The sequence below is a fragment of the Qipengyuania sp. S6317L1 genome (assembly GCF_023015615.1).
Classification (GTDB): domain Bacteria; phylum Pseudomonadota; class Alphaproteobacteria; order Sphingomonadales; family Sphingomonadaceae; genus Erythrobacter.
Map to the genome: position 1 here is coordinate 1,156,407 of NZ_JALKAJ010000002.1, position 26,927 is coordinate 1,183,333.

Here is a 26,927-nt window from a genome sequence, read left to right on the forward strand (position 1 = left end):
CAGCCTTTTTCCCGTCCCTTGCGTTTAAAGCCCGAACTTGGCGCGCGGTTTGGCTGGATCTTTCCAGTCGCCAAGTTTGTCGGCAAGTGCGTCGAGATCTTCAGGCATCTGGATTTCCAGAGTGACCATTTGATCGCCACGCGCCGGCTTGTCGCCGCTCGCGCCTTTCTTGGTCCAGCCCTTGCCGCTCAAACGCATCACCGTGCCGCCATTGGCGCCCGGTTTCAGCGTCAGCATCACCGGACCATCGACCGTCGGGCATTTGACTTTGCCCCCGTTCACCGCCTCATCCAGCGTGATCGGCAAATCCATTCGGATATTGTCTCCGTCCCGGCGGAAGAAGGGGTGGGGCGCGACTTCGACCATAACGATCCCGTCGCCATTGCCGCCGGGCCCCTTGTGACCCTTACCCTTGAGCCGCATCTGCGTGCCGTCTTCGACCCCGGCGGGCAGTTTCAGGCTGATCGCCTTGCCATCGGCGAGCGTTATGCGCTGGTCCTTGCCAGACGCTGCATCGACGAAGGGGACCGCGAGGCGGTATTGAATATCGGCGCCCTTGCGTGGGGGAGGGGGAGGCGCGCCGCGCCCGCCAAAACCGCCGCCGCCAAACCCGCCTCTGGGTGGCTCGCTGGCACGTTTGCGCCCGCCGCCAAAAAGCCCTTCGAACAGGTCGCCAAGGTCCATATCTTCATTGCCAAAGCCTTGAAACTCGGCATCGCGAAAGCCGCCACCACGTGATGCCCCCGCGCCATAGCCGCGCCCGCCAGCGCCCGGGCCACCTGCTCCCATACCGGCAAACGGGTTTGCAGGATTGCCATCGGCGTCAATCTCGCCCCGGTCGAACTGCGCGCGCTTGTTCTTGTCGGACAAAAGGTCATACGCCTTGGTCGCGTCCGAGAACTTCTCGGCGGCGTTGGGATTGTCCTTGTTCTTGTCAGGGTGCAGCTCTTTGGCGAGCTTGCGATAGGCGCTCTTGATCTCCTTTTCAGAAGCCGTTCGAGCAATGCCAAGGGTTTTATACGGATCACGCATGGTGTCTTAGCTAGGTGAGACGGTTGGGAGGTGCAAGCACAAGAAGCGCATTGCGGCGCGCGTTTATGCGTTCGGGCTGCGCGGGGAACATCTTTCTTACCTTGCGGGTTCAACCTATTCGGATGCACATGACCACGCCGGGCCGCCTCGAATTGCACAGATTGATGTCTCTCAATGCGGCCAAAGCTTTTCGCGCCTTGGACGGTGTCTCAAGTGTCTCAAACCGCGTGCCAAGCCAATGATAAGGAACTGAACTGATGGTTGCCAACTCCAACACGCTTAACAACGCGCAATTGGCCGATAGCGTCATTCCTTCAGGGGCTGATCCTTACGTATTGTTCGATGATTGGTTTGCCGAGGCGAAAGAGGCAGAGGTCAACGACCCCAATGCAATGGCCCTGGCAACCGCGACCCCTGATGCGATGCCTTCGGTGCGCATGGTGCTTTTGAAGGGTCATGGTTCTACCGAAGGGGGCACGGGCGGCTTTACCTTCTTTACCAATGCCGACAGTCGCAAGGGCGGCGAAATCCGCTCCAATATGCAGGCAAGCTTGCTGTTTCATTGGAAGAGCTTGCGCCGGCAAATCCGGATTGAGGGACCATTGCAGGAGGTGACACCGCAGCAGGCCGATGAATATTTCCACTCGCGCCCCTTCAAGAGCCAGGTCGGCTCGGCTGCGAGTGACCAGTCGCGGCCAATGGAGAAGCGGCAGGATTACCTTGATCGGGTGACGCAGATCTGGGGCAAGTATGAGCAGGACGGCAAAGTGCCGCGCCCGCCGCATTGGACCGGTTTTACCCTGCGCCCCGAGCGGATCGAGTTCTGGATCGACCGCGAAAACCGCCTCCACGACCGGCGGCTGTTTACCCTGTCGGGTGCGGGCGATGCGCTCAAATGGACCGATACGCTGCTTTATCCGTAATCTGTTCCCTTCGCCCTTCGCCCCGGAGCCTAACGGGACACTATCCGGGTGGAAGGGCGGAAGGCGTGGGAGGCAAGGCCGCGAGCTTTAGCGAGCCGCTCAGGGATACAGCGCCAGCACATCGGCCGCTTCTTGCAGCATGCGGGGACGCTCTTCGCTGGTCGAATGGCCCAGCCGCACCAGCGTCACTTTCTGATCGGGTGAGACAAGCACATATTGCCCCATGTGCCCGATCAGCGAGAACAGGTTTTGCGGCGCTCTGTCAGGGAAAAGCGGGTGCGGCCACTCAAGGTCGGGATTGGGCCGATTGAGCCAGATCTGATAGCCGTAATGGGCGCTCGCCGGACTTGGGGTGAGCATTTTCTCGACCCAGCCGCTGGGCACCAATTGCTCGCCTGATGGCGCCTTGCCACCGGCGCGCAAAAACTCGCCGAACTTCGCATAATCACGAGCCGAAGCGTGCATCAGGCTGCCCCCGATAAGCGTGCCCGAGGCGTCAAATTCAGGAACCATCGAGGCCATGCCAAGCGGCGCGAACAGGCGCTCTTGAAGATAACTCGCCACCGCGCGGCGGCGCGTGTCGGGGTCCTTGCTGTCGGTCAAAGCATTGGCGGCAATATCGGCAAGGATGACCGTGGTGTTGGACGAATATTCAAACTTTTCGCCCGGCTCTGCCTCAAGCGGCTGTTCCTTGGCCCATTTGGCCATATCGTCGCGCCCGTCGAGGAAGAGCATACGCACCTCGGCGCTTTCATAAGGCGGATTGCCCGCTTCTGTATGACGAAGCCCGCTGCGCATCTGGAGAAGCTGTTCAAGCGTGATGTCAGCGCGTGGATCGCCGCTTCGCTGCCAATCGGGGATGGGTGCGGGGCTGTCTTCGTCGAGGAGGCCATCGGCAACCAGCATTCCAATGAGAACGGCGGTGACGGTCTTCGCCATCGACCAGCTGATATGGCGGGTGTCGGCATCATACCCTGCCGCGTATCGCTCGGCCGCGACTTCGCCATCGACCATGAGGAACACGGCGCGCGTTTCGCCGAGCCCCTCTTTGGTGAAAAGCTCGTCGATCTGGCGCGCAAGCTGATCCTTCGGAGCGCCCGCGTTTTCGCTCACGGCATCGAGCGCCTCCTGAGTGAGCGGGGGCGGGGGTTCGGGCGCCCCGTCCGAGCACGCAATGAGGGCTGGAAGGAAAGCGGCAGCAAGGATAGAGGAACAAAAAACACGCATCATGCGGCCCTCAATCGGACAAGGACAAAAGCAAAGCAATGGCAAATACGGGTGGACGCGAAAAGGGTTCGGGGACCAAGCGGATCGCTCTGGTTGCGGTGCTCATCGTTGCGGCTCTGATCGCAGGCGTGCTTTGGTTCAACCGCGCTCCAATCGCCGGCTATTCGGGCGTTGCCACCAGCTATGCCGCGCGTGTTGCGTGCTCCTGCCGCTTTGTCGCCGGGCGCGATCTGGACGATTGCAGCAAGGACAAGCTTGGCGGGATGGAGATGGTCACGCTTAGCGAGGATGTGGAGGCTCAAAGCGTCACCGCGAGCATCCCCTTCGTCGACAGCGTCACCGCCACAAAGCGCGAAGGCTATGGCTGCGTTCTGGAAAAGTGGGAGGGTTAGGCCGCAAGCCCTTTAAGAGGAAACGGCTTGGGTCGAATCGATCCAGCCGCCGCCAATGACCCGGTCATCGGCATAGATTACGGCCGCTTGTCCCGGAGCCACACCGAATTCGGGCGTGGCAAAGCGGATGCGGGTGGTCGCCATATCGCCCAGCGGCCCTTCGAGCGTGATCGGCACAGGCTTCGCAAGGCTGCGCACCTTGGCGGTCAGCTGCGCGCCTTCAGGGATTGAGCCGATGCAATTGGTCTCGATCACCTCGGCGCTTTCAACCGCCAGCATACGTTTGGGGCCGACGCGAACCTCGCGTGTCTCGGCATCAAGCCTGATGACATAAAGCGGCTCGGGCTGCCCGCCGATATCGAGGCCCTTGCGCTGTCCCACGGTGTAGTGAACGATACCCTTGTGCTCGCCCAAAGTCTCACCGGTGGCAGCATGGACGATCTCGCCCGGCACGCCGCCTTCGGGGCGCAGCTTGGTCACGATCTTGGCGTAATTGCCGTCGGGGACAAAGCAGATGTCCTGGCTGTCAGGCTTCATCGCATTGCGAAGCTCGGCTGCCTCGGCAAGCTCGCGCACCTTTGTCTTGGGCAGGCCTCCAAGCGGAAAGCGGATGTAATCCAGTTGATCCTGCGTTGTCGCATAAAGGAAGTATGATTGATCGCGCGTCGGATCGTTGGCGCGGTAAAGGTGTGGTCCGCCTTCCGCTTCCACCCGGCGCACATAGTGCCCGGTGGCGAGGCAATCCGCTCCAAGCTCGCGCGCCATGCGGAACAGGTCGGTGAACTTTGGACCCATATTGCAACGGATGCACGGCACAGGGGTGCGCCCTGCAAGATATTCGTCGGCGAACTGGTCGACGACCTCTTCCTTGAAGGCGCTTTCATGGTCGAACACGTAATGCGCAATGCCAAGCCGGTCGCAAACCGCGCGCGCATCGGCAATGTCATCGCCCGCGCAGCACGCACCTTTGCGACCCGTGGCAGCGCCATAGTCATAAAGCTGGAGCGTGATGCCGATAACCTCTGCACCTGTGTCAGCGGCAAGCGCAGCGACCACGGACGAATCGACTCCGCCGCTCATCGCGACAACGATTCGACACTCGGCCGCAGGGCGCGGAAGATCGAACAAAGCCGCTGTATCCAGCCCGAAAATAGGGCTGATGGTCGAGGTGAGGGTGCTATTCATGGGGTGTGCGCCATATAAGTAGCCCCGGGCCAATTGACCAGTGTAAGGTGGAGCAGTCTTTCAAACCACTGATTCCATGCAGATTTTCGGGACCTTAACTTGTGTGTTCACCCGGTTGCTAAGGATTTGGGCACTATTCCTAAGCGTTGGTAAAGCCCGGTTTTACTACATTTTGACGGTCGCGCTCTAAACCTTGGCGAATGTTCGAAAAGGCCGACCCATCTGCATTTGCCAAGGCGCATCATGACGCTTCTTCCGAAGTGGATGATGTGGACCTGCATGTGTGCGCTGACGATGTTGTGGGCGACGTTGCCCAAGCCCAACCCTTGCGCTCGATCGAATGGAGCGAACTTGCCGCGAAATTCAACGCCGCGCGCGATTTAAGGGTGCTTTTGCGCAAGGATACAAATGCCAAGCTCGGCATTGGTTCCGGCGCAGGTGTTGCCGATGGCGACGTCGACTTTGCCACGGCTGCTGCGAGCTTTTTTCGAGCAAATGAAGAAGACGAACGGGCCGTTAACCAAAAGGGTTTAGAGCACCGAAAAACATCATCTGGCATGTATCCAGATGTAACAGGCGACCCGAGTGAAAAATTCCCCGAGCAGAGCCAGCCCCTACAGGCTCATGCAAACCGGGCGAAGCGAGAGACAAGTAATGATTGAGAACCAGGATATCCGTCCAGCACAAGTGATTGGCCCACTCGGCGAGCCGTTGACCTTGGACGATCTGCCTTCGCCGTCCACCAAACGGTGGGTTGTGCGTCGCAAGGCAGAAGTCGTTGCCGCTGTGAATGGCGGCCTGCTGACAATCGACGAAGTGCTCGAACGCTATTCTCTCACTCTGGAAGAATTCGCTTCATGGCAGCGCGCGGTAGATCGTTCTGGCATGCAGGGCCTTCGCGTGACGCGCATTCAGCATTACCGCGACCTCTATGAGCGCCAGTTGAAATACTAAGGCCTGCCCGCTCGCACGGACACCGTCTTTCGGCACATTCGCGCGACCAAAGACCGATATTCCCCTCCCCCTCAAACTGCGCTAACCAGCGCGCGACCTTTTGTTTGGAACCTATTTTCAGACCGAAGGTATATCGGGTGGAAGGAGAATAATAATGGGTTGGATTATTGCACTTATCGTTGGCGGTGTTGCTGGCTGGTTGGCCAGCATGGTGATGAACCGGGATGCCTCAATGGGTATTTTCTGGAATATCGTCGTGGGCTGTATCGGTTCGGTCATCGGCAACATGATTGTCGGGCCGCTGCTCGGTATCACCGGAAGCGTTCAGGAGTTCTCGATTATCGGGCTTGTCGTAGCGGTTGTCGGCGCTGTCGTACTGCTTGGCATTTTGAACCTGATCCAGCGCGGACGCGTTCAGGGCTAAACCCCGAAAGAGGGCGGCAAGTTACGAACGCTTGCCACTACAGAGATTTAAAGGCGACGCAGGAGCAGATCCGGCGTCGCCTTTTGCTTGGGCAAAGCGGTGTTGCGCAAAAGCGTCGTGCGAACGTCCCTCGTCTAGGCTCAAAGTCACCCGTCGAGGGGCGCATTGCCCTTTGCGGGCCTTTGATTATCAGGGATTGCGAAAGGTGACTTATCCCTGTAATACACTGTGCGTTTACTGCGGGAGGTGTTTCAATGGGGGGCACCAGGTCACCGCTTAGAAGGCAAATGGCATGAATTACTCGACCACCATCACAGCCGAAGCGCAGGATGATATCCCTGCTGACGCGCTGGAAAGGTATCAGGAAAAACAAGGCTCCAGCGCCATGCGCAAGCTGCTTATCGCAGGTGGCATTCTGCTGGCTTTGCTCTTGGCACTGGGTGCTTATTTCGCGCTTGCAGGTGGTGAACCGGTAGGCGCAGGCGATGACAACGGGCAGGCACCGGTCGTCACGGTCATTGCTCCGGGTAAAACCACGGTAAGCGGCAGTATCGTTGCGCCCGGCACAATCGCCGCGCGTCGTCCGATGCCCGTGGGCGTGGTGGGCGAGGGCGGACAGGTCGTGTCGGTTCGCGTCGATGCAGGCGACTGGGTGCGTCAGGGCGAGGTGCTCGCCGTGATCGACCGCTCGGTCCAAACACAGCAAGCCGCCGCTCAGGAAGCGCAGGTCGCCGTTGCCCAAGCCGATGCCGAACTGGCGCAATCCAATCTCGACCGCGCGCTGCAATTGGTGGAGCGCGGATTTATCTCCAAGGCAGAGATCGACCGTCTCACCGCAACGCGCGATTCCGCCGTTGCCCGAATCAAGGTTGCCCGCGCCCAACTCGCAGAGCTTCGCGCACGCAACGCCCGTCTGAACATCGTTGCACCAGCTTCAGGCTATGTTCTCGAACGCGCCGTTGAACCGGGTCAGACCGTTGGCGGTGGCTCTGGCGCCTTGTTCACAATCGCACGCGGCGGCGAATTTGAAATGCTCGCCGACCTCAGCGAGCCGCAGCTTGCCAGCCTTTCGGTGGGCGTCTCTGCAAGCGTTGTGCCGGCAGGTTCGGAAAAATCCTTCAGCGGCCAGGTGTGGCAGATTTCTCCCATCGTGGACGAGCGCACCCGGCAAGGGGCCGCGCGCATCGCGCTGTCATATCAGCCTGAACTTCGCCCCGGCGGTTTTGCAACGGCCACCATCGACAGCGGGTCGATCACGGCAACCGTTCTTCCTGAAAGCGCGGTTCTTGCCGATGGCGAGGGCAGCTATGTCTATGTCGTCAACGACGATAACAAAGCGACGCGCGTGGCGGTCAAGACCGGCATCGTCACTCCTGATGGCATCGCCATTACCGAAGGGCTGACCGGCGATGAAGCCATTGTGCTGCGCGCAGGCGGCTTCCTCAATCCCGGCGAAACCGTGAGCCCGAGGCGTGAAGACAACTGATCGGCATCTGGCGGGCGATGCGAGCCGAGGCCCGGCTCGCACCGCGTCGCACGCGCCGAAAGGCCGAACAACACGATGCCTGGCAATTAGGCAGAGGCAGATAGGAAACCCATGAACTTCCGCAATCTTTCAGCTTGGTCGATCCGGAACCCGGTTATTCCGCTGGTTCTGTTCACCGCCCTGTTGTTTGCCGGATTGGTGAGCTTCCGGGCGATGGATATCACCAACAACCCGGACATCGAGTTCCCTGCGGTCAATGTGACGATCTCGCAGCCTGGTGCTGCACCAAGCGAGATCGAGAACCAGATCACCCAGCAGGTCGAAAGCGCTGTGCGCTCGATCAACGGGGTGAAACAGATTTCATCGACCGCCAGCGAAGGTTCATCGCGCACCTTTGTCGAATTTGAACTTGGCATCGATCCCAACGTGGTGGTCTCCGAGGTCAAGAACGCGGTCGACCGCGTCCGCGGAAGCCTGCCCGACGGGATTCAGGAACCGCGCGTCAACAAGGTCGAGGCGGCTGGCGGCTTCCTTGGCATTTACGCGGTGCAAGCCGATGACATGACCATCGAACAGCTCTCCTGGTTTATTGATGACACCGTGGCCAAACGGCTTCTGGATATTCCCGGCATGGCCGAGGCTGGCCGTTTTGGCGGGGTAGATCGCGCGATTGAGGTGATCCTTGATCCTGTAAAAATGCAGGCCTTCGGCGTCACCGCATCACAGATTAACAATGCCCTTCGTTCAACCAATGTCGATGCGGCTGGCGGCCTTGCCGAGGTCGGCGGCACGCGCCAGTCCTTGCGGGTGCTGGGTAATAACGACACCGCCTATGAGCTTTCCCAGCGCCAGATCCAACTGGGCGGGGGCCGCACCATCCGCCTTGCCGATGTGGCAACGGTGCGTGACGGCTACACCGAGCGGCAATCGATCAGCGAAGTCGGCGACAAGGAGGTCGTCAATTTCTACATGAGCCGTGCCAAAGGCGCCTCGGACGTGACAGTGTTCGAAGAAGCGCAGGCCATGATCGAGGAGATCCAGGCCGAGAACCCCGACCTGAAATTCATCCAGCTGTTCAACACCGTTAAATACACCAAGAGCCAGTATAACAGCTCGATGCAGGCCCTCATCGAGGGCGCGGTGCTTGCTGTGATCGTGGTGTTCTTCTTCCTGCGCGATTGGCGCGCCACCTTCATCAGCGCGGTTGCGATCCCGCTGTCCGCGATCCCGACCTTCTTTTTCATGGACCTCCTCGGGTTCAACCTGAACTTCCTGTCTCTATTGGCATTGGGCCTTGTGGCGGGGGTTCTGGTCGATGACGCCATTGTGGAGATCGAGAATATCGTGCGCCATATGCGCATGGGCAAAACCGCCTATCAGGCGAGTATTGATGCCGCCGACGAGATCGGTCTGCCGGTGGTTGCGACCAGCTTCTGTATCGTTGCGGTGTTCCTGCCTGTGGGCCTGATGCCGGGCATTTCGGGCCAGTTTTTCCAGAACTTTGCCATCACCGTCGTGATTGCGGTGCTGATGAGTCTGGCTGTGGCGCGGATGGTGACGCCATTGATGGCGGCTTATTTCCTCTCTGCCAAAGGCCATGCCGAACACGGCGAAGGCAAGCTCATGGACCGTTATCTGCGCGTCCTTGAATGGACCCTCGACACCAGCACCATGCACAAATTGCGCGAAGGGATCGAGCGCCCCCGCTCGCAGGCCCTCTATGTCGTCGGTCTGCTTCTTGCCTCCGTCTTCCTCCTCGCTGTTCCCGCAATTGTCGTATTCCAGCTCTGGGGTCTGGTCGGTGAGGTCGTGCTGCACGATAACGTCGCAAGCCTCGTGTCGGATGACCAGTTCGGCTTCCTTTACAAGCTGGTCTCGAAAACCTTCGAATTAGCGCAACTTCTGGCGGTCGTCCTTGTGGCCGGGGTTGCGACATGGCTCGCGCTCAAACTGCTTGAGTTTTTTGCCCGCTCGGCGTCACGCTTCGGTCAATTCATGCGCTACATGACCGCGCGTTTCCACGATCACCGGGTGTGGATGCTTTCCATCGGCTGGATGTCGCTTTTGGTGACGATTGTGCTGATCGGCACGGTTCCGGGGCAGTTCCAGCCCGATATTGACGATTCCAACGCGGAAATCGCGATCGAGATGGTGCCGGGCACCACCCTCGAGGGGACCAAGCGCGTCGTCGATCAGGTCAACGACATCCTCATGCAGGAGCAGGAGGTTCTGCGCACGCTTGAGCGTATCCGTGTGGGTGAGGCGACGATCTACGTTACCTTGAAAGAGGACCGTGAACGCACCTCGATTGCATTCCAGCGTGAGATGGCGCCTGTCCTGAACAAAGTGGCCGATGCCCGCGTTCGCTTTGTCGCGGAGAACTTCGGCGGGGCGGGCTCTGGCCGCGATTTCACCGTGATGCTCGCAGGCTCCGACCCCGAGCTTCTGAACGAAACCGCGACCCAGGTGATCGAGGAGATGAAAACCCTCGACACGATCATCGCCCCGCGCATCGGAGCGGATTTGCGCCGCCCCGAGATCATCATCACGCCCAATGAAAAGCTCGCGGCCGAGCTTGGCGTCTCAACGCTTTCGTTGAGCCAGGCAATCCGTATCGCCACCTTGGGCGAGATCGAACAGAACGCTGCCAAGTTCTCGCTTTCGGACCGCCAGATCCCGATCATGGTCAAGCTGGGCGATGATGCGCGCGGCAATCTGACCACGATTGAGAACCTGCCGGTGCAGACCGTCGATGGCGGCACAGTCCCGCTTTCGCGCGTGGCAACAATCGAGTTTGGCTCCGGCCCGACAACGATCCAGCGGTACAACCAGAACCGGCGCGTGTTCATCGGCGCCGACCTTGCAAGCGGCGTCTTGCGGGGCAATGCGCAAGAGCAGATTGAAGCTCTGCCGACCCTGCAAAACCTGCCCCAGGGCGTGATCCGCGATGCCGTGGGTCAGGACGAAATCCAGCAGGAACTGATGGGCAGCCTTTCGGTGGCCATCATCTCCGGCGTGATGCTGGTGTTTGCCTGCCTCGTCCTTCTCTACAAGCGCTTGATGAGCCCGCTGGTCAATATGACCTCGCTTGCGCTCGCACCCCTGGGCGGGATCATGCTGATCTGGCTGGTCGGACTGCCCCAGTCCATGCCGGTCTATATCGGCATGCTGCTGCTGCTTGGCATTGTATCCAAGAACTCGATCCTCCTCATCGACTTTGCGATTGAGGAAATGGAGAAGGGCACCGAAAAGCTGAGCGCGATTATCGATGCAGGTCACAAGCGTGCACAGCCAATCGTCATGACCACGGTGGCGATGACCGCAGGCATGGTGCCGGTCTCCGTCTCGCTTACCGGCGATGGTGCCTGGCGTCAGCCGATGGGCATTGTCGTGATTGGGGGGCTGATCCTGTCGACGCTGCTCACGCTGCTGATCGTGCCTGCAGGCTTCAGCCTTGCTGATGGCGTCGAGAAGCGCGTCGGCCCGTGGCTGCGCAAGACCTTGCTCACTTACAAGCCGGGCGATGACACAAAGCCTGTCACCGCGCCTTCGGGCTCTGGCAATGGACCAGCTGGTGAACCTGCCGAATAAGGCATCGCCAAGGCGCAACGCGGCGATTAGAGGGTAGCTGATGGCAAGCAGCGCACAATCACCCTCATATGCCTTTGGCGGAGAGCCGCTGACCCCCGACCGCGCCCGGCGTATGCGCTGGACCGCGACCGGCCTGTTGTTTGCGATGGCGGTGATCTTCTTCACCACCCACGGCCTCGTGCCGGCGCATCCGGCCTGGGGTTATGTCAACGCCTTTGCCGAAGCGGCCATGGTGGGCGGGCTTGCCGACTGGTTCGCTGTCACCGCGCTGTTTCGCCACCCTCTAGGGCTTCCCATACCCCACACCGCTATCGTCCCGTCCAACAAGGACCGGATTGCCGATACGATGGGGCAATTCCTGCGCGAGAATTTCCTGACTCCGGCAGTCGTCGCGCGCCGGATGCGAAATATGAATATCGCGCGGGCTGTTGGCGACTTCCTCGTCGCCGATCCCAAGGAAGAGCAAGAAGGTGACGACGGCGATCAACGCTCGCGCGTCATGGGCGGCGCTGCCGAAATGCTCGCCGAAATCCTCGAATCGCTCGATCCGGACCGTCTGGGCAATCAAGTGCGCGCAGGGCTCGGCAACCAGCTTACCAAGATCGACGTTTCGCCGCTCGCTGGCCGAATGCTCGAAAACACCATGGTCGACGGGCGCCACCTGCCTCTCATCAATGGCTTTATCCGCTGGGCAGGGCTGACGCTTGAAGACAATGAAGAAACGATACGCCAGATCATTCACGAGCGGGTGAACGGCGTCTTGCGCTGGGCGGGCCTTGATAAGACCATCTCGTCCAACGTGCTCGACGGCCTTTACAAATTGCTCGCCGAAGTGCTGGTCGACCCCGAGCACCCGCTACGCGGCAAGGTGGAAGAAGGCCTTCGCGAGCTTGCGATTGATCTGCAAAACAACCCCGAGACAAGAGCCCGCGTTGAGGAGATGAAGCGCGAGATACTTGAAAACCCTGCCGTTGCCGAATGGTGGATGGGGGTGTGGGAGCGTATCCGGATGTCGCTGATCCGGCGCGCGCGCGATCCCAATAGCGAACTGGGCTCTGATCTGCGCACAGGGCTTGCCGATCTTGGCGAAGCGCTCAAGAAAGACGAGCGTTTGCAGACCCAGATCAACCGGTTCGCAAGGCGCACCGCCTCCGGAATTGCAACACGCTATGGCAGTGAGATTGTGACGCTGGTTTCTGAAACGGTGAAACGCTGGGATGCGACCACGATCACGGGCCGGATCGAAACCGCGGTTGGCCGCGATTTGCAGTTCATCAGGATTAACGGGACGCTTGTTGGCGGGCTCGTCGGCATGACGCTGCACTTCATTGTGAGCTTTCTCTAGCGGCTAATGGCCGGCTCCTGTGCGCGCGTTTCCTTGGTAAAATGGGCGGCAAGTGAGCGTTTCAGGCCCTGCCATGGCAAATCGCGCGCCCCCGCTAATCGCGCAAGAGCCCGCACCAGCCAATCTTCAACAACGGCGTGACGATTGAACATAAAAAAACCTCCGCCGCGCAAGGTAGCGGGCGGAGGTCTTTAGAAAAGTTTGATTGTGTATTGAGCTGCTTAAAGCGCGCTGGTCATTTCCGGCACGGCGTTAAACAGGTCAGCAACAAGACCGATGTCTGCCACCTGGAAGATCGGTGCGTCTTCGTCCTTGTTGATGGCGATGATGACCTTGGAGTCCTTCATGCCGGCAAGGTGTTGAATAGCGCCCGAAATGCCGATGGCGATGTAAACTTCCGGTGCCACGATCTTGCCGGTTTGGCCGACCTGGTAATCGTTTGGCACATAGCCCGCATCCACGGCGGCACGCGATGCGCCGATCGCTGCGCCGAGCTTGTCGGCAAGCGGGTTGATGATCTGCTCGAAGGTTTCGCCGTCTTTAAGAGCGCGGCCACCCGAAACGATGACCTTCGCAGAGGTCAGTTCAGGACGGTCGCCGCCGTCTGCCACTTCGCGGCTGACAAAGCTTGAGATGCCGGCATCGCCTGCACCGCTCACGTCTTCGATTGCAGCCGAGCCGCCTTCGGCAGCGGCCTTTTCAAAGGCGGTGCCACGAACGGTGATGACGAGCTTTTCGTCGGAGCTTTCGACTGTCGCGATGGCGTTGCCTGCGTAAATCGGACGGGTGAAGGTCTTGGGGCCTTCGACCGAAAGAATGTCCGAGATTTGCATGACGTCGAGCATTGCAGCGACGCGCGGTGCAATGTTCTTGCCCGATGTGGTCGCAGGCGCGAGCAGCGCGTCGTAGTCAGCCATGATGCCAGCCACGAGAGGTGCGACATTTTCAGCCAGACCTTCGCCATAGGCTGCATCGTCGGCCTTGAGCACTTTTGAAACGCCAGCGATTTTCGCTGCCGCTTCTGCTGCGCCGCCGCAATCAGCGCCAGCCACGAGAGCCGTCACATCGCCGAGCTTGGCAGCAGCAGTCACCACTGCGAGCGTTGCATCGTTAACCGATGCGTTGTCGTGTTCGACCAGAACCAGAGTGTTCATATCTGTTGTCCTTTTCCTTGTGCGCCGGGCCGCTTACGCGATCCCCAGCTCCTTGATCTTCGCAACGAGAGCGTCGACGTCCTCGACCTTTTCACCAGCCTGGCGAACCGGAGGTTCGGCAACGTTGGTGGTGGTGAGGCGCGCTGTGATATCAACGCCAAAGTCCGCAGGGGTTTTGGTGTCGAGTGGTTTTTTCTTCGCTTTCATGATGTTTGGAAGCGAAGCATAGCGCGGCTCGTTCAGGCGAAGGTCGGTGGTGACAATCGCTGGCATGGTGAGCTTGACCGTTTCAAGCCCGCCGTCGATTTCGCGTTTCACGACAACTGCGTCGCCGTCGATTTCAACCGTATTGGCAAAGGTGCCTTGCGGGCGGTTCATAAGAGCGGCGAGCATCTGGCCGGTCTGGTTGCTGTCGTCCGAAATCGACTGCTTGCCCAGAACGACGAGGCCGGGCTGTTCTTCGTCAGCAATCGCCTTGAGGATCTTGGCAACGGCGAGAGGCTCAACCTCTTCGTCGGTTTCAACGAGGATCGCGCGATCTGCACCCATAGCAAGCGCGGTGCGCAGCGTTTCCTGAGCCTTGGCTGGGCCAACCGAAACCGCGACGATTTCTTCTGCCTTGCCGGCTTCCTTGATGCGGATCGCTTCTTCGACAGCGATTTCGTCAAAGGGGTTCATGCTCATTTTGACGTTGGCAAGATCGACGCCTGTGCCGTCGGCTTTGACCCGTGGCTTGACGTTGTAATCAATCACCCGCTTGACGGGGACGAGGATTTTCATGGCTCTACCTTTCCCATTGGCGCGGACCCGATATGGGAATCGGGACCCCGCGTGAAACTTGTGCGTGCGACCTAGCTTGCGTTTACGTAAACGTCAACCTTGGAGCACCCTTGGAGAAAGCCCCGCTTGTGAGGCGATTCTCCGGCTTGCCTTGCCAAGTTCGATGGCGCTCGTCCATCATCTTTAGTGCAAGGGAGGTTAGTCGCGGCTCAATTGCTCTTTGGCATGTGGCGCGTGCTCCATTCGCAGGCGTGCCGCGCTGTTTCGTCCTTCGCGTTGCGAGGGTGTCATGGTAACCCGCTGTGTATGGTAGCAAGACACGGTGATGAAAGCGCAACGCGAGCAAAGCGGACCCCCCTCTTTTGACTAATGAATCCCAATCTTCGCAAGCCAACTCAGCAAAAGTCGTAGTCGACAAGCTGGGCGAGCTTAACGCTGAAGACGGCGATGTGAGCATCGACAAGGTGGTCGAGACATTCGGGGCGCGCGGGTATGGGCCCATGCTCCTGGTGCCCGCGCTGTTGGGGGCATCGCCCCTGGGCGGAATTCCCAGCGTTCCAAGCCTTCTGGCCTTGGTGATCGCTCTCATCGCTGGCCAGATCGTGATCGGGCGAACCCATTTCTGGTTGCCGGGCTTTCTGGGCCGAAGGTCGGTGTCAGAAGAAAAGCTTCAGAATGCGCGCGATGCGCTGTCCAAGCCCGCCAAACTCATGGACAAGCTGTTCCACGGTCGGCTCGAATGGGCGACCCGCGATCCGATGCCGCGCATCGCTGCTGCGATTGTGATGGTGCTGTGCGTGGTGATCGTGCCGCTGGAGCTGGTGCCGCTCGCCGCGCTGTTGCCGTTCTCGGCGATTGCCGCTTTTGGTCTTGCGCTGACGGTCCGCGATGGCGCGCTTATGTTGCTCGCCATCGCGATATCCATCGTCAGCCTTTATACCGCAGCCAATACGCTGCTGGCATAGAATTGTCTCGGGGCTGGTTTAGGCCGCCTTTTTCACCTCAGCGACGATTTTCTTGGCGGCATCGCCAAGGTCATCGGCAGGCACAATTGCGAGCCCTGAGTTTGCAAGGATTTCCTTGCCTGCTTCAACATTGGTGCCTTCGAGGCGAACCACCAGCGGAACCTGAAGGTTCACGTCTTTCGCAGCCTGCACAACACCGTTGGCGATAATGTCGCACTTCATGATGCCGCCGAAGATATTGACGAGAATGCCTTCAACCGCAGGGTCCTTGAGGATGATCTTGAACGCGGCTGTGACCTTCTCGGTCGTCGCGCCGCCGCCCACGTCAAGGAAGTTGGCAGGAAACGCGCCGTTCAGCTTGATGATGTCCATCGTCGCCATCGCAAGGCCTGCGCCGTTCACCATACAGCCGATGTTCCCATCGAGCTTGATGTAGGCAAGATCATATTCCGACGCTTCGACCTCGGCTGGATCTTCCTCGGTCTCATCGCGCATCTCTTCGATCGCGGGATGGCGATAGAGCGCATTGCCGTCGAAGCTCATCTTGGTGTCGAGCACGAGAAGCGAAGCGTTGCCGTCGGCGTCAGGCTTAGTCTCAACCAGCGGGTTGATTTCCAGCATGTCGCAATCGCTCGCGGTGAAGGCGGCGTACAGCTGCTTTGCGAGTTTCTGGCATTGCTTATTGAGGTCACCCGACAAGCCGAGCGCGAACGCGACCGAGCGCGCGTGGTGCGCCATGAACCCTTGTGCCGGGTCGATGGTGATCGTGGTGATCTTTTCAGGCGTTTCATGGGCGACGTCTTCGATGTCCATGCCGCCTTCGGTCGAGGCAACCATGGCAACGCGGCCGGTTGCACGGTCAACGAGCATGGCGAGGTAATATTCGCTTTCGATATCGACGCCGTCGGTGATGTAAAGGCGGTTCACCTGCTTGCCCGCGTCACCCGTCTGGATCGTTACCAGGGTGTTGCCGAGCATTTCCTTGGCGTGGCTTTCGACCTCATCCAGAGAGAACGCGAGGCGCACGCCGCCTTTTGCATCTTCGGGTAGCTCTTTGAATTTGCCTTTTCCGCGGCCACCGGCATGGATTTGCGCTTTCACAACATAAAGCGGCCCGGGCAGTTTCTTTGCCCCTTCGACGGCCTCTTCGACGGTCAGAGCCGGATAGCCATCAGGAATCGCGATACCGTGTTCTTTTAGCAGTTCCTTGGCCTGATATTCGTGGACATTCATAGGAGGATGATCCCTTCGGTGTTGATCCCGTGGTTAAAGCTGTTCGTGAGGGGCCTAAGCATGGTTTGGCCCACTTGAAAAGTACTCAAAGTGTGAGCAGGAGGGTCAAACGCAAGAAAGCCGCTCCATGATCGATCAAAACCAGTTTCAAGAGATTGTCCGCGAGGCAGGGCGCATGGCGTATGCGCGCTGGCCGGGTGCGGGACATGATCTCGATTCGTGGGAGAAACAGCCCGGCGATCCGGTGAGCGAGGCCGATCTTGCGGTCGATAAATTCCTGCGCCGCGAACTCACCCGCTTGCTGCCATCGGCGGCGTGGCTTTCCGAAGAATCCACCGATGATCCCGTCCGGCTCGGCCAGGACCTTATCTGGCTGGTCGATCCGATCGACGGGACGCGTGATTTTGTCGCGGGGCGAACGGGCTGGGCGATTTCTGTTGCGCTCGTGAGTGCGGGAAAACCGCTGATCGGGATGCTTTCAGCGCCAGCACGCGGCGAGGAATGGTTTTCCTTTGCCGGGCGCGGGGCAACCCTCAACGGCGAGAAGCTGAGCGCGAGCACCCGCAGCGAATTTTCAGGCGCGCGTGTTCCGCTCGATCAATTGCCGAGCGCGGATTCCGATCTCGTCATCGTAGAGAAACCCAATTCGATCGCTCTGCGCATAGCGATGGTCGCCAATAATCAAGCTGATTTTGTCGCGACGCTGCGGTGGGGTTTTGAATGGGATATCGGAGCAGCGACCCTGATCGCACGCGAGGCGGGGGCGCGGGTGACCGATGCTTTTGGAAAACCGCTTGCCTATAACAAGCGTGATCCACGTGATTTCGGAGTGTTGGTCAGCGCGCCTGCGATCCATGCAGATGCCGTCGCGCGCATCGCTGAAAGAGCGCAAGAGCTTCAGAAAAACAAATAAAATAGGGCGGCCCGCTGCGCCTAAATCGCGGGCCGCCCTATAAATCGTTCAGTCAATATGTCCGATTATTGAGCGCGCGCGGCGTTCACATCGTCCTGACTGATCGGAATAATCTTGATCTCGACACGGCGGTTCAGCGGCTGATTGACATTGTCCGCAGTTTTCACGCGAAGGTAGTCATAGCTTTCGCCATAGCCGCGCGTCGCGACACGGCTGCGTGCAACGCCTCGGGCCGCAAGATAATTTGCAACCGCATCAGCGCGCTGTTCCGACAGACGCTGGTTCGTGGCATCCGAGCCGGTTGTGTCGGTGAAGCCGTACACGTCGATCAGGCTGTTCGGATACTGGATAAGGCTTTCGGCAATCGAATTGAGCGAATCGTAAAAGCCCGGGTTGATGTTGGCAGAGCCGGTTGCGAAGGTCACGCCATCGGGCAGACGGACCAGGATTGCGTCCTGATCGCCGACTTCCTCGACATCAACGCCTGTGCCTTCGAGCGTTTCATCGAGTTCGCGAATCTGGTCGTCGAACTGCTTGCCGATAATCGCGCCAGCCGAGCCGCCGATCCCTGCGCCGATGATACGGGCGGTATCGCCGCCGATCACTCCGCCAAGGATAGCGCCAAGAACGCCGCCGCCGACAGCGCCGATCCCGGTGCGCGAAACCTTTTGTTCGCCGGTGTTAGGGTCCGTGACACAGGCCGTTGTTCCAAGAAGTGCAACTGCCGCTGTGCCTGAGACCAAAGCTTTAGAAAATTTCATACCGTCCTCCATTTGTGACTGCGCGTGGCTTTGCTTACTCTCAAGCCCGGTCAGCGCCAATGTTCCGTTTCGTGTGTTTACAAGACACTATACAGTGCGGACCACACATCGTTCCCAATCACTTGCAATAATCTGAACAATACCCGCTTGCCGGCCACTCACGAGGGCGTCTGACGGCCTTCCGGTGTGCCTGTGATCCATTTGCCCGCTAGCAAAGCGCATCAATTGTGCTAGCGAGCGTAGCGTGACACCGTTTCCCTGGACCGAACTTTTCATTATTTTTGGGCTGATTCTGCTCAATGGCGTCTTTGCCATGTCCGAGCTTGCAATCGTGTCTGCCAAGACCAGCAAGCTGAAGGCGAAGGCCGAAAACGGGTCGATTTCCGCGCACACCGCGATCCGATTGGCGGCAGAGCCGGGTAAATTCCTCTCGACCGTGCAGATTGGCATCACCCTCATCGCTATCATCACCGGTGCATATTCGGGCGCGAGCCTGGAGACGCCGGTAGGCGAACGTCTGGCAGCGATTGGCGTACCGGAAGAGATGTCGGGCGAAGTCGCGTTCGTGACCGTGATCGCGCTCACCACCTATTTCAGCGTTGTCGTGGGCGAGCTAGTACCAAAGCAACTGGCCCTGCGCGCAGCGGTCCCGATCGCAACGGTGATGGCGCGGCCCATGGCGATCCTTGCGCGCATCGCGGCCCCGCTCGTGTGGTTGCTCGACACCTCCTCTGCCGGAATTATCCGCCTGTTCGGTGTGCGGTCGAAAGGCGGGTCCTCGGTGACCGCCGAAGAATTGCAGATGATTTTTGCCGATGCGACCCGTTCGGGCGTGATCGAGCACGATCAGCACCAGATCCTGACCGGCGTTGTCAGGCTTGCCGAGCGCCCGGTGCGTGAGCTTATGACCCCTCGCACCGAGCTCGACTGGCTCGACGTGGATGCCGATACGATGCAGATCCACAAGACCATCCGCGAAAGTCCACATTCGCTCCTGCCTGTCGCGCAAGGGTCGCCCGACAGCATTCTTGGCGTTGTGAAAGTGCGCGATATTCTTGGCCGGATGGTCGCTGATCGCGGCTTTTCGGTGCGCGAGATGATGCACCGGGCGGAAGTCGTCCCCGATCAGCTCGACGCGATGGACGCTTTGCGGGTGTTGCAGTCGGCCGAAATCGCGATGGCGCTGGTCCACGATGAATACGGCCATTTTGAAGGGGTGGTGACGCCGGTTGACCTATTGACGGCAATCGCGGGTAACTTCCTGAGCGATCTGGATGCAGGTGACAGGCCCGATGTGGTCGAATGTTCGGATGGCTCCCTGCTCATCTCCGGTGCCCTGTCCGCCAATGGCCTCGCAGACCGGCTGGGACTTACCTATGGCGAAGACCGTGAATTCGGGACGGCTGCGGGCTATGCGCTTTATGTGCTCAAACGCTTGCCGGTCCCCGGCGACAAATTCACCGATCAGGGATGGGAATTTACCGTCACCGAAATGGACAATCGCCGGATCGACAAGATCCTGGTGCGGCGGATCGAAACGCCCGAATAAGCAGGCTGGAGCGGCGCTCGGCCTGAGAATTTTCGTCTTTGAACGTAACCAAATCCCATTGGCTTACGTAGATTCTTCCTGAGCGCCCCATTCATTCCGGCGTAAGCGTGGGGCGCTTATGCGAGCAATCCCCTAAGCGCCCACCCTGATGAGACGACGATGAGCCTGTTCACCCCTGACCTGTTCCGCAATTTCGCATTCGGCTTTGTCGCCGGAGGGCTGCTTGTTGGCGCGGCGAATTTCGACCAGTGGACCGGCGTGATCGAGGCGCCGGCCAAGGCTGCGGCTCCCCTCGAGGCGCCAATGGGCGATGACGCATTTGCGATTGCGCCAATGGAGGGTATCCGATGAAACGACTTGGTCTATGGGCAGGCGGCATCCTTGCAGCTGCCGCTGTATATGTCGCGGTGCTCAATACTCCCGCGCTCGCGCTCGAAGAGCCGGTAAACGCGCCCGCCGCCAAACGCATCGCGCGTGAAGGTGCCGGGCTCAAAACCACGATCTTTGCAGGCGGATGTTTCTGGGGCGTCGAAGGCGTTTTCAGCCACGTCAAAGGTGTGAAAAGCGCGGTTTCCGGCTTTCACGGCGGGTCGGCGGCCACGGCCAAATACAATCGCATTGTTCAGGGCGGGACCGCTCATGCCGAAGCGGTCAGGATCACCTATGACCCATATGTCGTTCGCTATGACGAGCTTTTGCGCATCTTCTTTTCAGTGGTGGCCGATCCGACGTTGAAAAACCGTCAGGGCCCCGATGTCGGCGCGCATTACCGCTCGGCTCTTGTGCCCACCAGTGAGGAGCAACGCGCAGTTGCCGAAGCCTATCTGGCGCAGATGGAAGCTTCCAACGTGTGGAGCCGGCCAATCGTGACCAAGATCGAAAACAAGCGCACATTCTATCGCGCAGAAGACGACCATCAGGACTTCATGGCGAAAAATCCGACACACGGTTACATCGTGCGCTGGGACAAGCCCAAGGTCGATGCGCTCAAGGTCATGTTCCCGCGCGATTTCAAGGCGAGCTTCCTTCGCGACAACTGATGAGACGGAAAGGCCCGTATGGGTCTGGTCCTGAGCGTGCGAGCGCCCTATGTTGTCAGCCATGAAAAGCGCGCACGATCATTCGCACTGTCATGCAACCGGCGAGGCCCTTGTCGCTCAAGCGCAAAAAGCGCTTGTCGAAGCGGGTGAACAATGGACCGATATGCGCAAGGATGTGTTCGTCGAGCTTGCGCGACACGAGAGGCCTGCCTCGGCCTATCTGATTGCTGACAATCTCGCCCAGGCGCGGGGCAAGCGGGTTGCCGCCAACAGCGTGTACCGCATCCTAGACCTGTTCGTTGCCACCAATCTCGCGATCAAGATCGAAAGCTCCAACGCCTATCTTGCCAATGCGCATCCGGGGGAAAGCCACGATTGCATCTATCTCGTGTGCGACGAGTGCGGCGAGGCAGCGCATGTTGATGACAAAACCATCAGCGAGAAACTGCGAACTCTCGCGGCGTCCAATGCGTTTCAGGCGCAGCGCCCGGTGCTCGAGATCCGCGGACTTTGCGGCCAGTGCGCGGCCTGACGCTCAAACGGGTTTAAGGCAGCCGAAATCGACATTTATTGGCGCGAGCAGGCCGGTTCAAACAGCAAAGCGTTTATCGACAGGCTGTGCCTTTGCGTGTAGTGCGTAAACCCATGAGTCAAACGCTGAATACCCCATTGCTCGACACGGTCCCGACGCCCGACGAGCTTCGCCAGCTCAAGCCTGAGCAATTGCGCCAACTTTCCGATGAACTTCGCGCCGAAATGATCGACGCTGTCAGTGTTTCTGGCGGCCACCTGGGTTCCGGCCTTGGTGTGGTCGAGTTGACGGTTGCGATCCATTATGTCTTCAACACGCCTGATGACCGGCTGATCTGGGACGTGGGCCACCAATGCTATCCGCACAAGATCCTGACCGGGAGGCGCGACCGTATCCGCACCATCCGTCAGGGCGGCGGGCTTTCGGGTTTTACCAAGCGCGCAGAAAGCGAATACGACCCGTTCGGCGCGGCGCACTCGTCGACCTCGATTTCGGCGGCGCTCGGCTTTGCCATGGCGAACAAGCTCAATGACAAGCCGGGCCGCGGCATTGCCGTGATCGGCGACGGCGCGATGAGCGCCGGCATGGCCTATGAGGCGATGAATAACGCTGCGCAGGCGGGCAACCGTCTCGTGGTGATTCTCAACGACAACGATATGTCGATCGCGCCTCCGGTGGGCGGTCTTTCGGCCTATCTTGCGCGCATGGTGTCATCGTCCGAATATCTCGGCCTTCGCAGCCTTGCTTCCAAAGCTGTGAAGAAAATGAGCCGCCGCATGCACGAGGGGCTTCGCAAGGCCGAAGAATATTCGCGCGGCATGGTGACCGGCGGGACCTTGTTTGAAGAGCTAGGCTTTTATTACGTCGGCCCGATTGATGGCCATAACCTCGACCATCTCATTCCGGTGCTGGAGAATGTGCGCGACACATCCGAAGGCCCCGTGCTGATCCATGTCGTGACCGAGAAGGGCAAGGGCTACAAACCTGCCGAGGAAAGCGCCGACAAATACCACGGCGTGCCCAAGTTCAACGTCGTCACCGGCGAAAAACAGAAAGGCGCAGCGGGCCCGCCTGCGTACCAGAACGTCTTTGGCGACACGCTTGCCGATCTCGCCGACACAGACAGCCGCATCTGCGCCATCACAGCCGCCATGCCGTCGGGCACAGGCGTTGACCGTTTCGCGCAGCGCCACCCTGATCGCAGTTTCGACGTTGGCATCGCCGAACAACACGGCGTGACTTTCGCAGCCGGCCTTGCAGCGCAGGGCATGCGCCCGTTTGCCGCGATCTATTCGACCTTCCTGCAACGCGCCTATGACCAGGTGGTTCACGACGTTGCGATACAGAACCTGCCCGTTCGTTTCGCGATTGACCGGGCTGGCCTTGTCGGCGCGGACGGCTGCACGCACGCTGGCTCGTTCGATGTCACCTATCTTGCAACGCTTCCCAACATGGTGGTGATGGCAGCGGCTGACGAGGCCGAACTTGCGCACATGACCTACACCGCGGCGGAATATGACGATGGCCCCATTGCCTTCCGCTATCCGCGCGGTTCCGGTGTTGGCGTGCCTATGCCCGACACGCTGGAAAAGCTGGAAATCGGCAAGGGCCGCATCGTTCGCGAAGGCAGCAAGGTGGCCATCCTTTCACTGGGTGCGCGGCTTGAGGAAGCCAAGAAAGCGGCGGACCAGCTGGAAGCCAAAGGTCTTTCGACCACGGTTGCCGATATGCGCTTTGCCAAGCCGCTAGACGAAGACCTGATCGCGCGTCTCGTGCGCGAGCATGACGTGGTCATCACCGTTGAGGAAGGCGCGATTGGCGGGCTTGGCGCCCATGTGCTGACCTATGCCTCGGACGAGGGTTTGACCGACAACGGCCTCAAGATCCGCACCATGCGCCTGCCCGATGTCTATCAGGACCACGATTCGCCCGATAAGCAATATGACGAGGCAGGATTGAACGCCCCGCATATCGTCGAGACGGCGCTCAAGGCTCTGAAGCACAACTCGACCAACGTCGAGGAAGCGAGCGCATAAGCCTTGCCATAGGCCCGAGGAGGCGCCGGTTTAGCGCGTCCTCGGCTCCAAGCTGGGTACCGTGATGGCGAGGCGGCTTGCATCGGCGGGCATCGCCTCGCCTACCGTTTCATCTGCTTCGTTTCCGTCAACCCCGGTTTCATCGGCGGGATCGTCCAGCTCTTCATCATCGAACTCGATCTCACCGTCGAGAACTTCGCGAACAATGTTAGGTTTCGGCGGAACGGGATCACCCTTCAAGAGCGCAATGTCACGCTCCCGCGTCCACAAATAGCTGTCGCGCCGCGCGGCATAAGGGTCGATGGTCGCATCGATCCGCTGAAGCTCTTCGTCGACCTCAAGGCGCGAATCAAGCGAGCTGACCACGAAGAAGGGGATGGTGTATTCCGGCGAGTTGAACGGCTTGCCCACGATCAACGGCAGCGGCAGCTGGTTAAAGCCGTTGCCGATCAGATCGCGCACCGTCGTTGCGCCTGTGACCGGCAGGTAGAGATAGGCCCCCGGCTCCACCCCGTAAAAGCCAAGCGTATTGGCAAATCCGTTGCGGCGATGGGGCAGGCCGATGTTCTTCTTGCCAGCGATATCAATCAGTCCGCCAAGGCCAACGGTTGAATTGATCGCAAACCGGCCAAGCGTCTCTGCCGCCTTGCCGACTTTGCCTTGAAGCAGGAAGTTGATGAAATTGGTCGGCTCGCTCAGATTGCGGACCACATTGCCAAGTCCGTCGCGCAAAGGATCGGGCAGGCCGTCGCGGTAGGCATAGGCTACAGGCTCCAGAAAAACCTCATCGAGGTTCTGCGTGATGCGATAGCTTGTCTCGTTGAATTCAACCGCCGGATCACGCTTGGACGGGCCGATCTCGCCTTCGACGATGATGACATCCGTATCTTGTTCCGTTGCCCCGTCTTCGCCGGTGTCACCTGTGCCCGCTTGCGCGCCAGTTTGCTGGGGACCTTCGCCCTCGCTTTGTGCGGCAAGCGACCAGTCGAGCTCCAGAATGGTTGGCGACGGGCGTTGAAACGGGACCCCCTGCACCGAGAGACCTTCAACTTCGACAGCGCTCACCGCTGCCACTTCGATTGCCGCATTGACGGGCGCAGGACCGATCAAAAGCGGGCTGGCCAACATCATCATGGAAGCGCTAGGCAATGCGGGTTCTCCTGTTTAGGCAGTGCGAGTGGTATCGCGCGGTTTGAACATTCCGGCGTATACCATGAACTTGGTATGACTTGGCAACGCTACAAAAACTATAAAGGTCCAGCGAAAATTATGTCCCTATTGCAGATCGAGCGCGATGGCGCTGTCACGACACTCACTATCGACCGGGCCGAGACCATGAACCCGCTGGGCGCGCCTGGCGACGGGGATGAGTTTGCGCGTGTCTGCTCTGAGATCAACGCCGATATGTCTGTGTCTTGCGTGGTTCTGACCGGTGCTGGCCGCGCGTTTTCGGCTGGCGGCGATGTGAAGGCGATGCGCGACAAGACGGGCACTTTCGGCGGCAGCACACCGGCGATTTCGGACGGCTATCGCAACAACATCCACATGATGCTGCGCGCCCTGTATTCGATCCGCGTGCCGGTGATCGCGGCGGTCAATGGTCCTGCGATCGGCCTTGGCTGCGATGTGGCGTGCCTCGCTGACATTCGGCTGGCGAGCGACAAGGCCAAGTTCGGCGTGACCTTCCTGAAGCTTGGCATCATTCCCGGCGATGGCGGCACATGGATCCTGCCGCGCGTCATCGGGATGAGCCGCGCTGCCGACCTGTTCTACACCGGCGATGTGATCCATGCCGAAACCGCGAAGGAGTGGGGCCTGGTCAGCGATGTTGTAGAGCATGACAGCCTGCTCGATACAGCGATGGAAAAGGCGCAAAAGATCGCTGCCATGCCGCCACATTCGCTGCGGCAGTCGAAGATGCTGCTGCGTCAGGGCCAACAGGTGAATTATGACACCGCGCTCGAAATGGCCGCCAACACGCAAGCGATGATGCACACGACACAGGACCACGCAGAAGGGGTTGCCGCCCTGCTGGAAAAACGCGCCGCTCAATTCAAAGGGGAGTAGCCACACATCGCCGATGGTTGAACCAGACAGCACGCACACTTCGCCCGATGGCCGTATTGTCATTCAATACGCCTCGGAAGAGATGCGGATGTCGCTTTGGGTGAACCGTCCTCACGTGATCGAGGCGGCAACCGGTCGCACGATCTTCACACCGCACTCCAGCCTTGTGAGCGGTGAGCATGAGTGGGGCGAGGATGGCCGGTTCTCGCTCCTCATGCGCGAATATCCTGACGGAAGCTTCTGCGTCCGGCTTCACTTTGATGTGGATGCAGGAACGGTGCGGGTCGATGAGGAGGAGGAGGTCCACCCCATCGGCGCGGCACAGCGTTTGGCCGCTGCCCGGTTTCGACGCTACAAATTGTCCGCGCCGGCTGCGGTGTTCACGCCTGCGGCCGGATCACCGCCGCCTTTTTATCACCTTTGGGGAACATTCTGGGGCAGGGTCAACCTTGCCTTCATTGGCATACTGATCGCCATAATGATCGGGATGTATATGGACTGGCTTCCGCTCGATATGTGGGTTTCGCGGTGGCTGGATGATCTGGAAGGCTAGAACCAGCGCCAGATCCCTGCCGGGATTCCGCCAAGGGGCACATGCGCCCATGTGAAGAACACGAAAAAGATTAGCCCCACCGCCCACGGCAGCGGCCCTGCTTTGGCAAAGCCCGAAAGGCGCGGCCAATAGCTTGTCTTTGCCTCCCACACTTTCCACGCCTCGCCCATGAGAGCTTGCTTTTTGCGGTCCTGCAACCGCGCACCGACCAGCGCGAGGACGCCCATGGCGGTGGCGGTAATCGTGGTGCGAAGGCTCCAGTGGAGGACAATGTGCGAAAGCGCCCACAGCGCAAATCCCCACATCATCGGGTGGCGGGTGATGGTGAAAACCCCCTTGGGTTCGGCGCGCGCCTGCGCACCGGCCATGGGCGTGGGGAGCGCGGGATTGCCGATAAATGACCCTGCAAGAAGGATCATCGCGGGTAAGGTGATAACCGTCGCAATCGCCCAGCCGATCTCGCCCGTGCCCGGCAAATCGGCTTGTGGAGCGGCGATGAAGGCGAAATATATTCCGGCAAAGGTCGCAAGGCTCACCAGCGAATAGGCGATCTGGAACCCTGTTGGCCCAAGCGCGCTGACCATGGGTGCGCGAAGCGGGTGCGACATCACGAAATGCGTGCCGATAAAGGCGATATTGGCCGCGATCAGCAGGAGGAGCGCCGTATCCATGCGGTCAAATGTAACATCGAGGAGAGGCAAAACCTAATCCTCCCCCTCGCGCAATCCCCGAAAGCCTGCCAATCATCGGCCCCAGTCCGTGTTGCAGGCGGGTATAAAGACCTA

26 protein-coding genes are annotated in these 26,927 nt (G+C 59.6%); 17 read left to right on the forward strand and 9 right to left on the reverse strand.

All coding sequences use genetic code 11. The features are described 5' to 3' along the window. Nucleotides 1-24 precede the first annotated feature (24 nt). Nucleotides 25-1,032 carry a DnaJ C-terminal domain-containing protein gene (locus MWU38_RS06965; RefSeq protein WP_247271083.1) on the reverse strand — a complete coding sequence of 336 codons (1,008 nt, stop codon included), beginning with the start codon at nucleotides 1,030-1,032 and terminating at the stop codon, nucleotides 25-27. A gap of 257 nt (nucleotides 1,033-1,289) precedes the next feature. Here MWU38_RS06965 and pdxH point away from each other — a divergent pair, with 257 nt between their 5' ends. Next, nucleotides 1,290-1,955 (forward strand): pyridoxamine 5'-phosphate oxidase, encoded by a 666-nt coding sequence (pdxH, locus tag MWU38_RS06970; protein ID WP_247271084.1) that lies wholly within the window; start codon nucleotides 1,290-1,292, stop codon nucleotides 1,953-1,955. 99 nt (nucleotides 1,956-2,054) lie between these two features. On the opposite strand, the gene MWU38_RS06975 is transcribed toward pdxH, so the two are convergent. Continuing rightward, a complete protein-coding gene (locus MWU38_RS06975) occupies nucleotides 2,055-3,185 on the reverse strand; it encodes a serine hydrolase (RefSeq protein WP_247271085.1) in 1,131 nt (376 codons plus the stop codon). 35 nt (nucleotides 3,186-3,220) lie between these two features. On the opposite strand from MWU38_RS06975, the gene MWU38_RS06980 reads away from it, so the two are divergent. Beyond that, on the forward strand, nucleotides 3,221-3,574 hold the full coding sequence (locus MWU38_RS06980; RefSeq protein ID WP_247271086.1) for a hypothetical protein: 354 nt from the start codon (nucleotides 3,221-3,223) through the stop codon (nucleotides 3,572-3,574). A 12-nt stretch (nucleotides 3,575-3,586) separates the two neighbouring features. Here MWU38_RS06980 and mnmA read toward each other — a convergent pair whose 3' ends face one another. Then, a complete protein-coding gene (gene mnmA / locus MWU38_RS06985; RefSeq protein ID WP_247271087.1) occupies nucleotides 3,587-4,759 on the reverse strand; it encodes a tRNA 2-thiouridine(34) synthase MnmA in 1,173 nt (390 codons plus the stop codon). A 200-nt stretch (nucleotides 4,760-4,959) separates the two neighbouring features. On the opposite strand from mnmA, the gene MWU38_RS06990 reads away from it, so the two are divergent. The 6 genes from MWU38_RS06990 to MWU38_RS07015 all read left to right on the forward strand — a co-directional run bounded on the left by MWU38_RS06990 (nucleotide 4,960) and on the right by MWU38_RS07015 (nucleotide 12,559). Further along, nucleotides 4,960-5,421 (forward strand): hypothetical protein, encoded by a 462-nt coding sequence (locus tag MWU38_RS06990; RefSeq protein ID WP_247271088.1) that lies wholly within the window; start codon nucleotides 4,960-4,962, stop codon nucleotides 5,419-5,421. Further along, nucleotides 5,414-5,713, forward strand: coding sequence for a DUF1153 domain-containing protein (locus MWU38_RS06995; protein ID WP_061927118.1), 300 nt, complete (start codon nucleotides 5,414-5,416; stop codon nucleotides 5,711-5,713). The genes MWU38_RS06990 and MWU38_RS06995 overlap by 8 nt, the downstream gene beginning before the upstream one ends. Before the next feature lie 154 nt (nucleotides 5,714-5,867). Next, entirely contained in the window at nucleotides 5,868-6,137 is a 270-nt protein-coding gene (locus MWU38_RS07000; protein ID WP_247271089.1) for a GlsB/YeaQ/YmgE family stress response membrane protein, read from the forward strand. 292 nt (nucleotides 6,138-6,429) lie between these two features. Further along, on the forward strand, nucleotides 6,430-7,623 hold the full coding sequence (locus MWU38_RS07005; protein WP_247271090.1) for an efflux RND transporter periplasmic adaptor subunit: 1,194 nt from the start codon (nucleotides 6,430-6,432) through the stop codon (nucleotides 7,621-7,623). 111 nt (nucleotides 7,624-7,734) lie between these two features. Further along, nucleotides 7,735-11,214, forward strand: a complete 3,480-nt coding sequence (locus MWU38_RS07010) for an efflux RND transporter permease subunit (RefSeq protein ID WP_247271091.1) — start codon at nucleotides 7,735-7,737, stop codon at nucleotides 11,212-11,214. Between the two features lie 40 nt (nucleotides 11,215-11,254). Further along, complete coding sequence (locus MWU38_RS07015) at nucleotides 11,255-12,559, forward strand: DUF445 domain-containing protein (protein ID WP_247271092.1); 1,305 nt, start codon at nucleotides 11,255-11,257, stop codon at nucleotides 12,557-12,559. A 221-nt stretch (nucleotides 12,560-12,780) separates the two neighbouring features. On the opposite strand, the gene MWU38_RS07020 is transcribed toward MWU38_RS07015, so the two are convergent. Both MWU38_RS07020 and MWU38_RS07025 read right to left on the reverse strand, forming a co-directional pair. After that, nucleotides 12,781-13,713 (reverse strand): electron transfer flavoprotein subunit alpha/FixB family protein, encoded by a 933-nt coding sequence (locus MWU38_RS07020; protein WP_247271093.1) that lies wholly within the window; start codon nucleotides 13,711-13,713, stop codon nucleotides 12,781-12,783. Between the two features lie 33 nt (nucleotides 13,714-13,746). Then, complete coding sequence (locus MWU38_RS07025) at nucleotides 13,747-14,493, reverse strand: electron transfer flavoprotein subunit beta/FixA family protein (protein WP_247271094.1); 747 nt, start codon at nucleotides 14,491-14,493, stop codon at nucleotides 13,747-13,749. Between the two features lie 362 nt (nucleotides 14,494-14,855). Between MWU38_RS07025 and MWU38_RS07030 the strand changes: the two genes are divergently transcribed. Next, nucleotides 14,856-15,458, forward strand: a complete 603-nt coding sequence (locus tag MWU38_RS07030) for an exopolysaccharide biosynthesis protein (RefSeq protein ID WP_247271095.1) — start codon at nucleotides 14,856-14,858, stop codon at nucleotides 15,456-15,458. A gap of 18 nt (nucleotides 15,459-15,476) precedes the next feature. Here the strand turns inward: MWU38_RS07030 and sucC are convergent, their stop codons facing one another. Further along, complete coding sequence (gene sucC, locus MWU38_RS07035; protein WP_247271096.1) at nucleotides 15,477-16,691, reverse strand: ADP-forming succinate--CoA ligase subunit beta; 1,215 nt, start codon at nucleotides 16,689-16,691, stop codon at nucleotides 15,477-15,479. A gap of 127 nt (nucleotides 16,692-16,818) precedes the next feature. Here sucC and MWU38_RS07040 point away from each other — a divergent pair, with 127 nt between their 5' ends. Continuing rightward, nucleotides 16,819-17,604 carry a 3'(2'),5'-bisphosphate nucleotidase CysQ gene (locus tag MWU38_RS07040; RefSeq protein WP_247271097.1) on the forward strand — a complete coding sequence of 262 codons (786 nt, stop codon included), beginning with the start codon at nucleotides 16,819-16,821 and terminating at the stop codon, nucleotides 17,602-17,604. Between the two features lie 65 nt (nucleotides 17,605-17,669). On the opposite strand, the gene MWU38_RS07045 is transcribed toward MWU38_RS07040, so the two are convergent. Then, a complete protein-coding gene (locus MWU38_RS07045; RefSeq protein ID WP_247271098.1) occupies nucleotides 17,670-18,365 on the reverse strand; it encodes an OmpA family protein in 696 nt (231 codons plus the stop codon). 244 nt (nucleotides 18,366-18,609) lie between these two features. Here MWU38_RS07045 and MWU38_RS07050 point away from each other — a divergent pair, with 244 nt between their 5' ends. The 5 genes from MWU38_RS07050 to dxs all read left to right on the forward strand — a co-directional run bounded on the left by MWU38_RS07050 (nucleotide 18,610) and on the right by dxs (nucleotide 23,522). Beyond that, nucleotides 18,610-19,914, forward strand: a complete 1,305-nt coding sequence (locus MWU38_RS07050; protein WP_247271099.1) for a hemolysin family protein — start codon at nucleotides 18,610-18,612, stop codon at nucleotides 19,912-19,914. A gap of 159 nt (nucleotides 19,915-20,073) precedes the next feature. Then, entirely contained in the window at nucleotides 20,074-20,265 is a 192-nt protein-coding gene (locus MWU38_RS07055; RefSeq protein WP_247271100.1) for a hypothetical protein, read from the forward strand. Next, nucleotides 20,262-20,954, forward strand: a complete 693-nt coding sequence (gene msrA, locus MWU38_RS07060; RefSeq protein WP_247271101.1) for a peptide-methionine (S)-S-oxide reductase MsrA — start codon at nucleotides 20,262-20,264, stop codon at nucleotides 20,952-20,954. The genes MWU38_RS07055 and msrA overlap by 4 nt, the downstream gene beginning before the upstream one ends. Nucleotides 20,955-21,015: 61 nt before the next feature. Continuing rightward, on the forward strand, nucleotides 21,016-21,486 hold the full coding sequence (locus tag MWU38_RS07065) for a transcriptional repressor (RefSeq protein ID WP_247271102.1): 471 nt from the start codon (nucleotides 21,016-21,018) through the stop codon (nucleotides 21,484-21,486). Nucleotides 21,487-21,599: 113 nt separating this feature from the next. Then, a complete protein-coding gene (gene dxs, locus MWU38_RS07070; RefSeq protein ID WP_247271103.1) occupies nucleotides 21,600-23,522 on the forward strand; it encodes a 1-deoxy-D-xylulose-5-phosphate synthase in 1,923 nt (640 codons plus the stop codon). Nucleotides 23,523-23,552: 30 nt separating this feature from the next. Here the strand turns inward: dxs and MWU38_RS07075 are convergent, their stop codons facing one another. Next, nucleotides 23,553-24,671: a VacJ family lipoprotein gene (locus MWU38_RS07075; protein ID WP_247271104.1), complete on the reverse strand. Its 1,119-nt coding sequence runs from the start codon at nucleotides 24,669-24,671 to the stop codon at nucleotides 23,553-23,555. Nucleotides 24,672-24,791: 120 nt separating this feature from the next. Here MWU38_RS07075 and MWU38_RS07080 point away from each other — a divergent pair, with 120 nt between their 5' ends. Next, nucleotides 24,792-25,589 (forward strand): crotonase/enoyl-CoA hydratase family protein, encoded by a 798-nt coding sequence (locus MWU38_RS07080; protein WP_247271105.1) that lies wholly within the window; start codon nucleotides 24,792-24,794, stop codon nucleotides 25,587-25,589. 13 nt (nucleotides 25,590-25,602) lie between these two features. After that, nucleotides 25,603-26,142, forward strand: coding sequence for a DUF3619 family protein (locus MWU38_RS07085; RefSeq protein WP_247271106.1), 540 nt, complete (start codon nucleotides 25,603-25,605; stop codon nucleotides 26,140-26,142). Here the strand turns inward: MWU38_RS07085 and MWU38_RS07090 are convergent. Next, nucleotides 26,139-26,813: an NnrU family protein gene (locus MWU38_RS07090; RefSeq protein WP_247271107.1), complete on the reverse strand. Its 675-nt coding sequence runs from the start codon at nucleotides 26,811-26,813 to the stop codon at nucleotides 26,139-26,141. The genes MWU38_RS07085 and MWU38_RS07090 overlap by 4 nt on opposite strands. Nucleotides 26,814-26,927 lie beyond the last annotated feature (114 nt).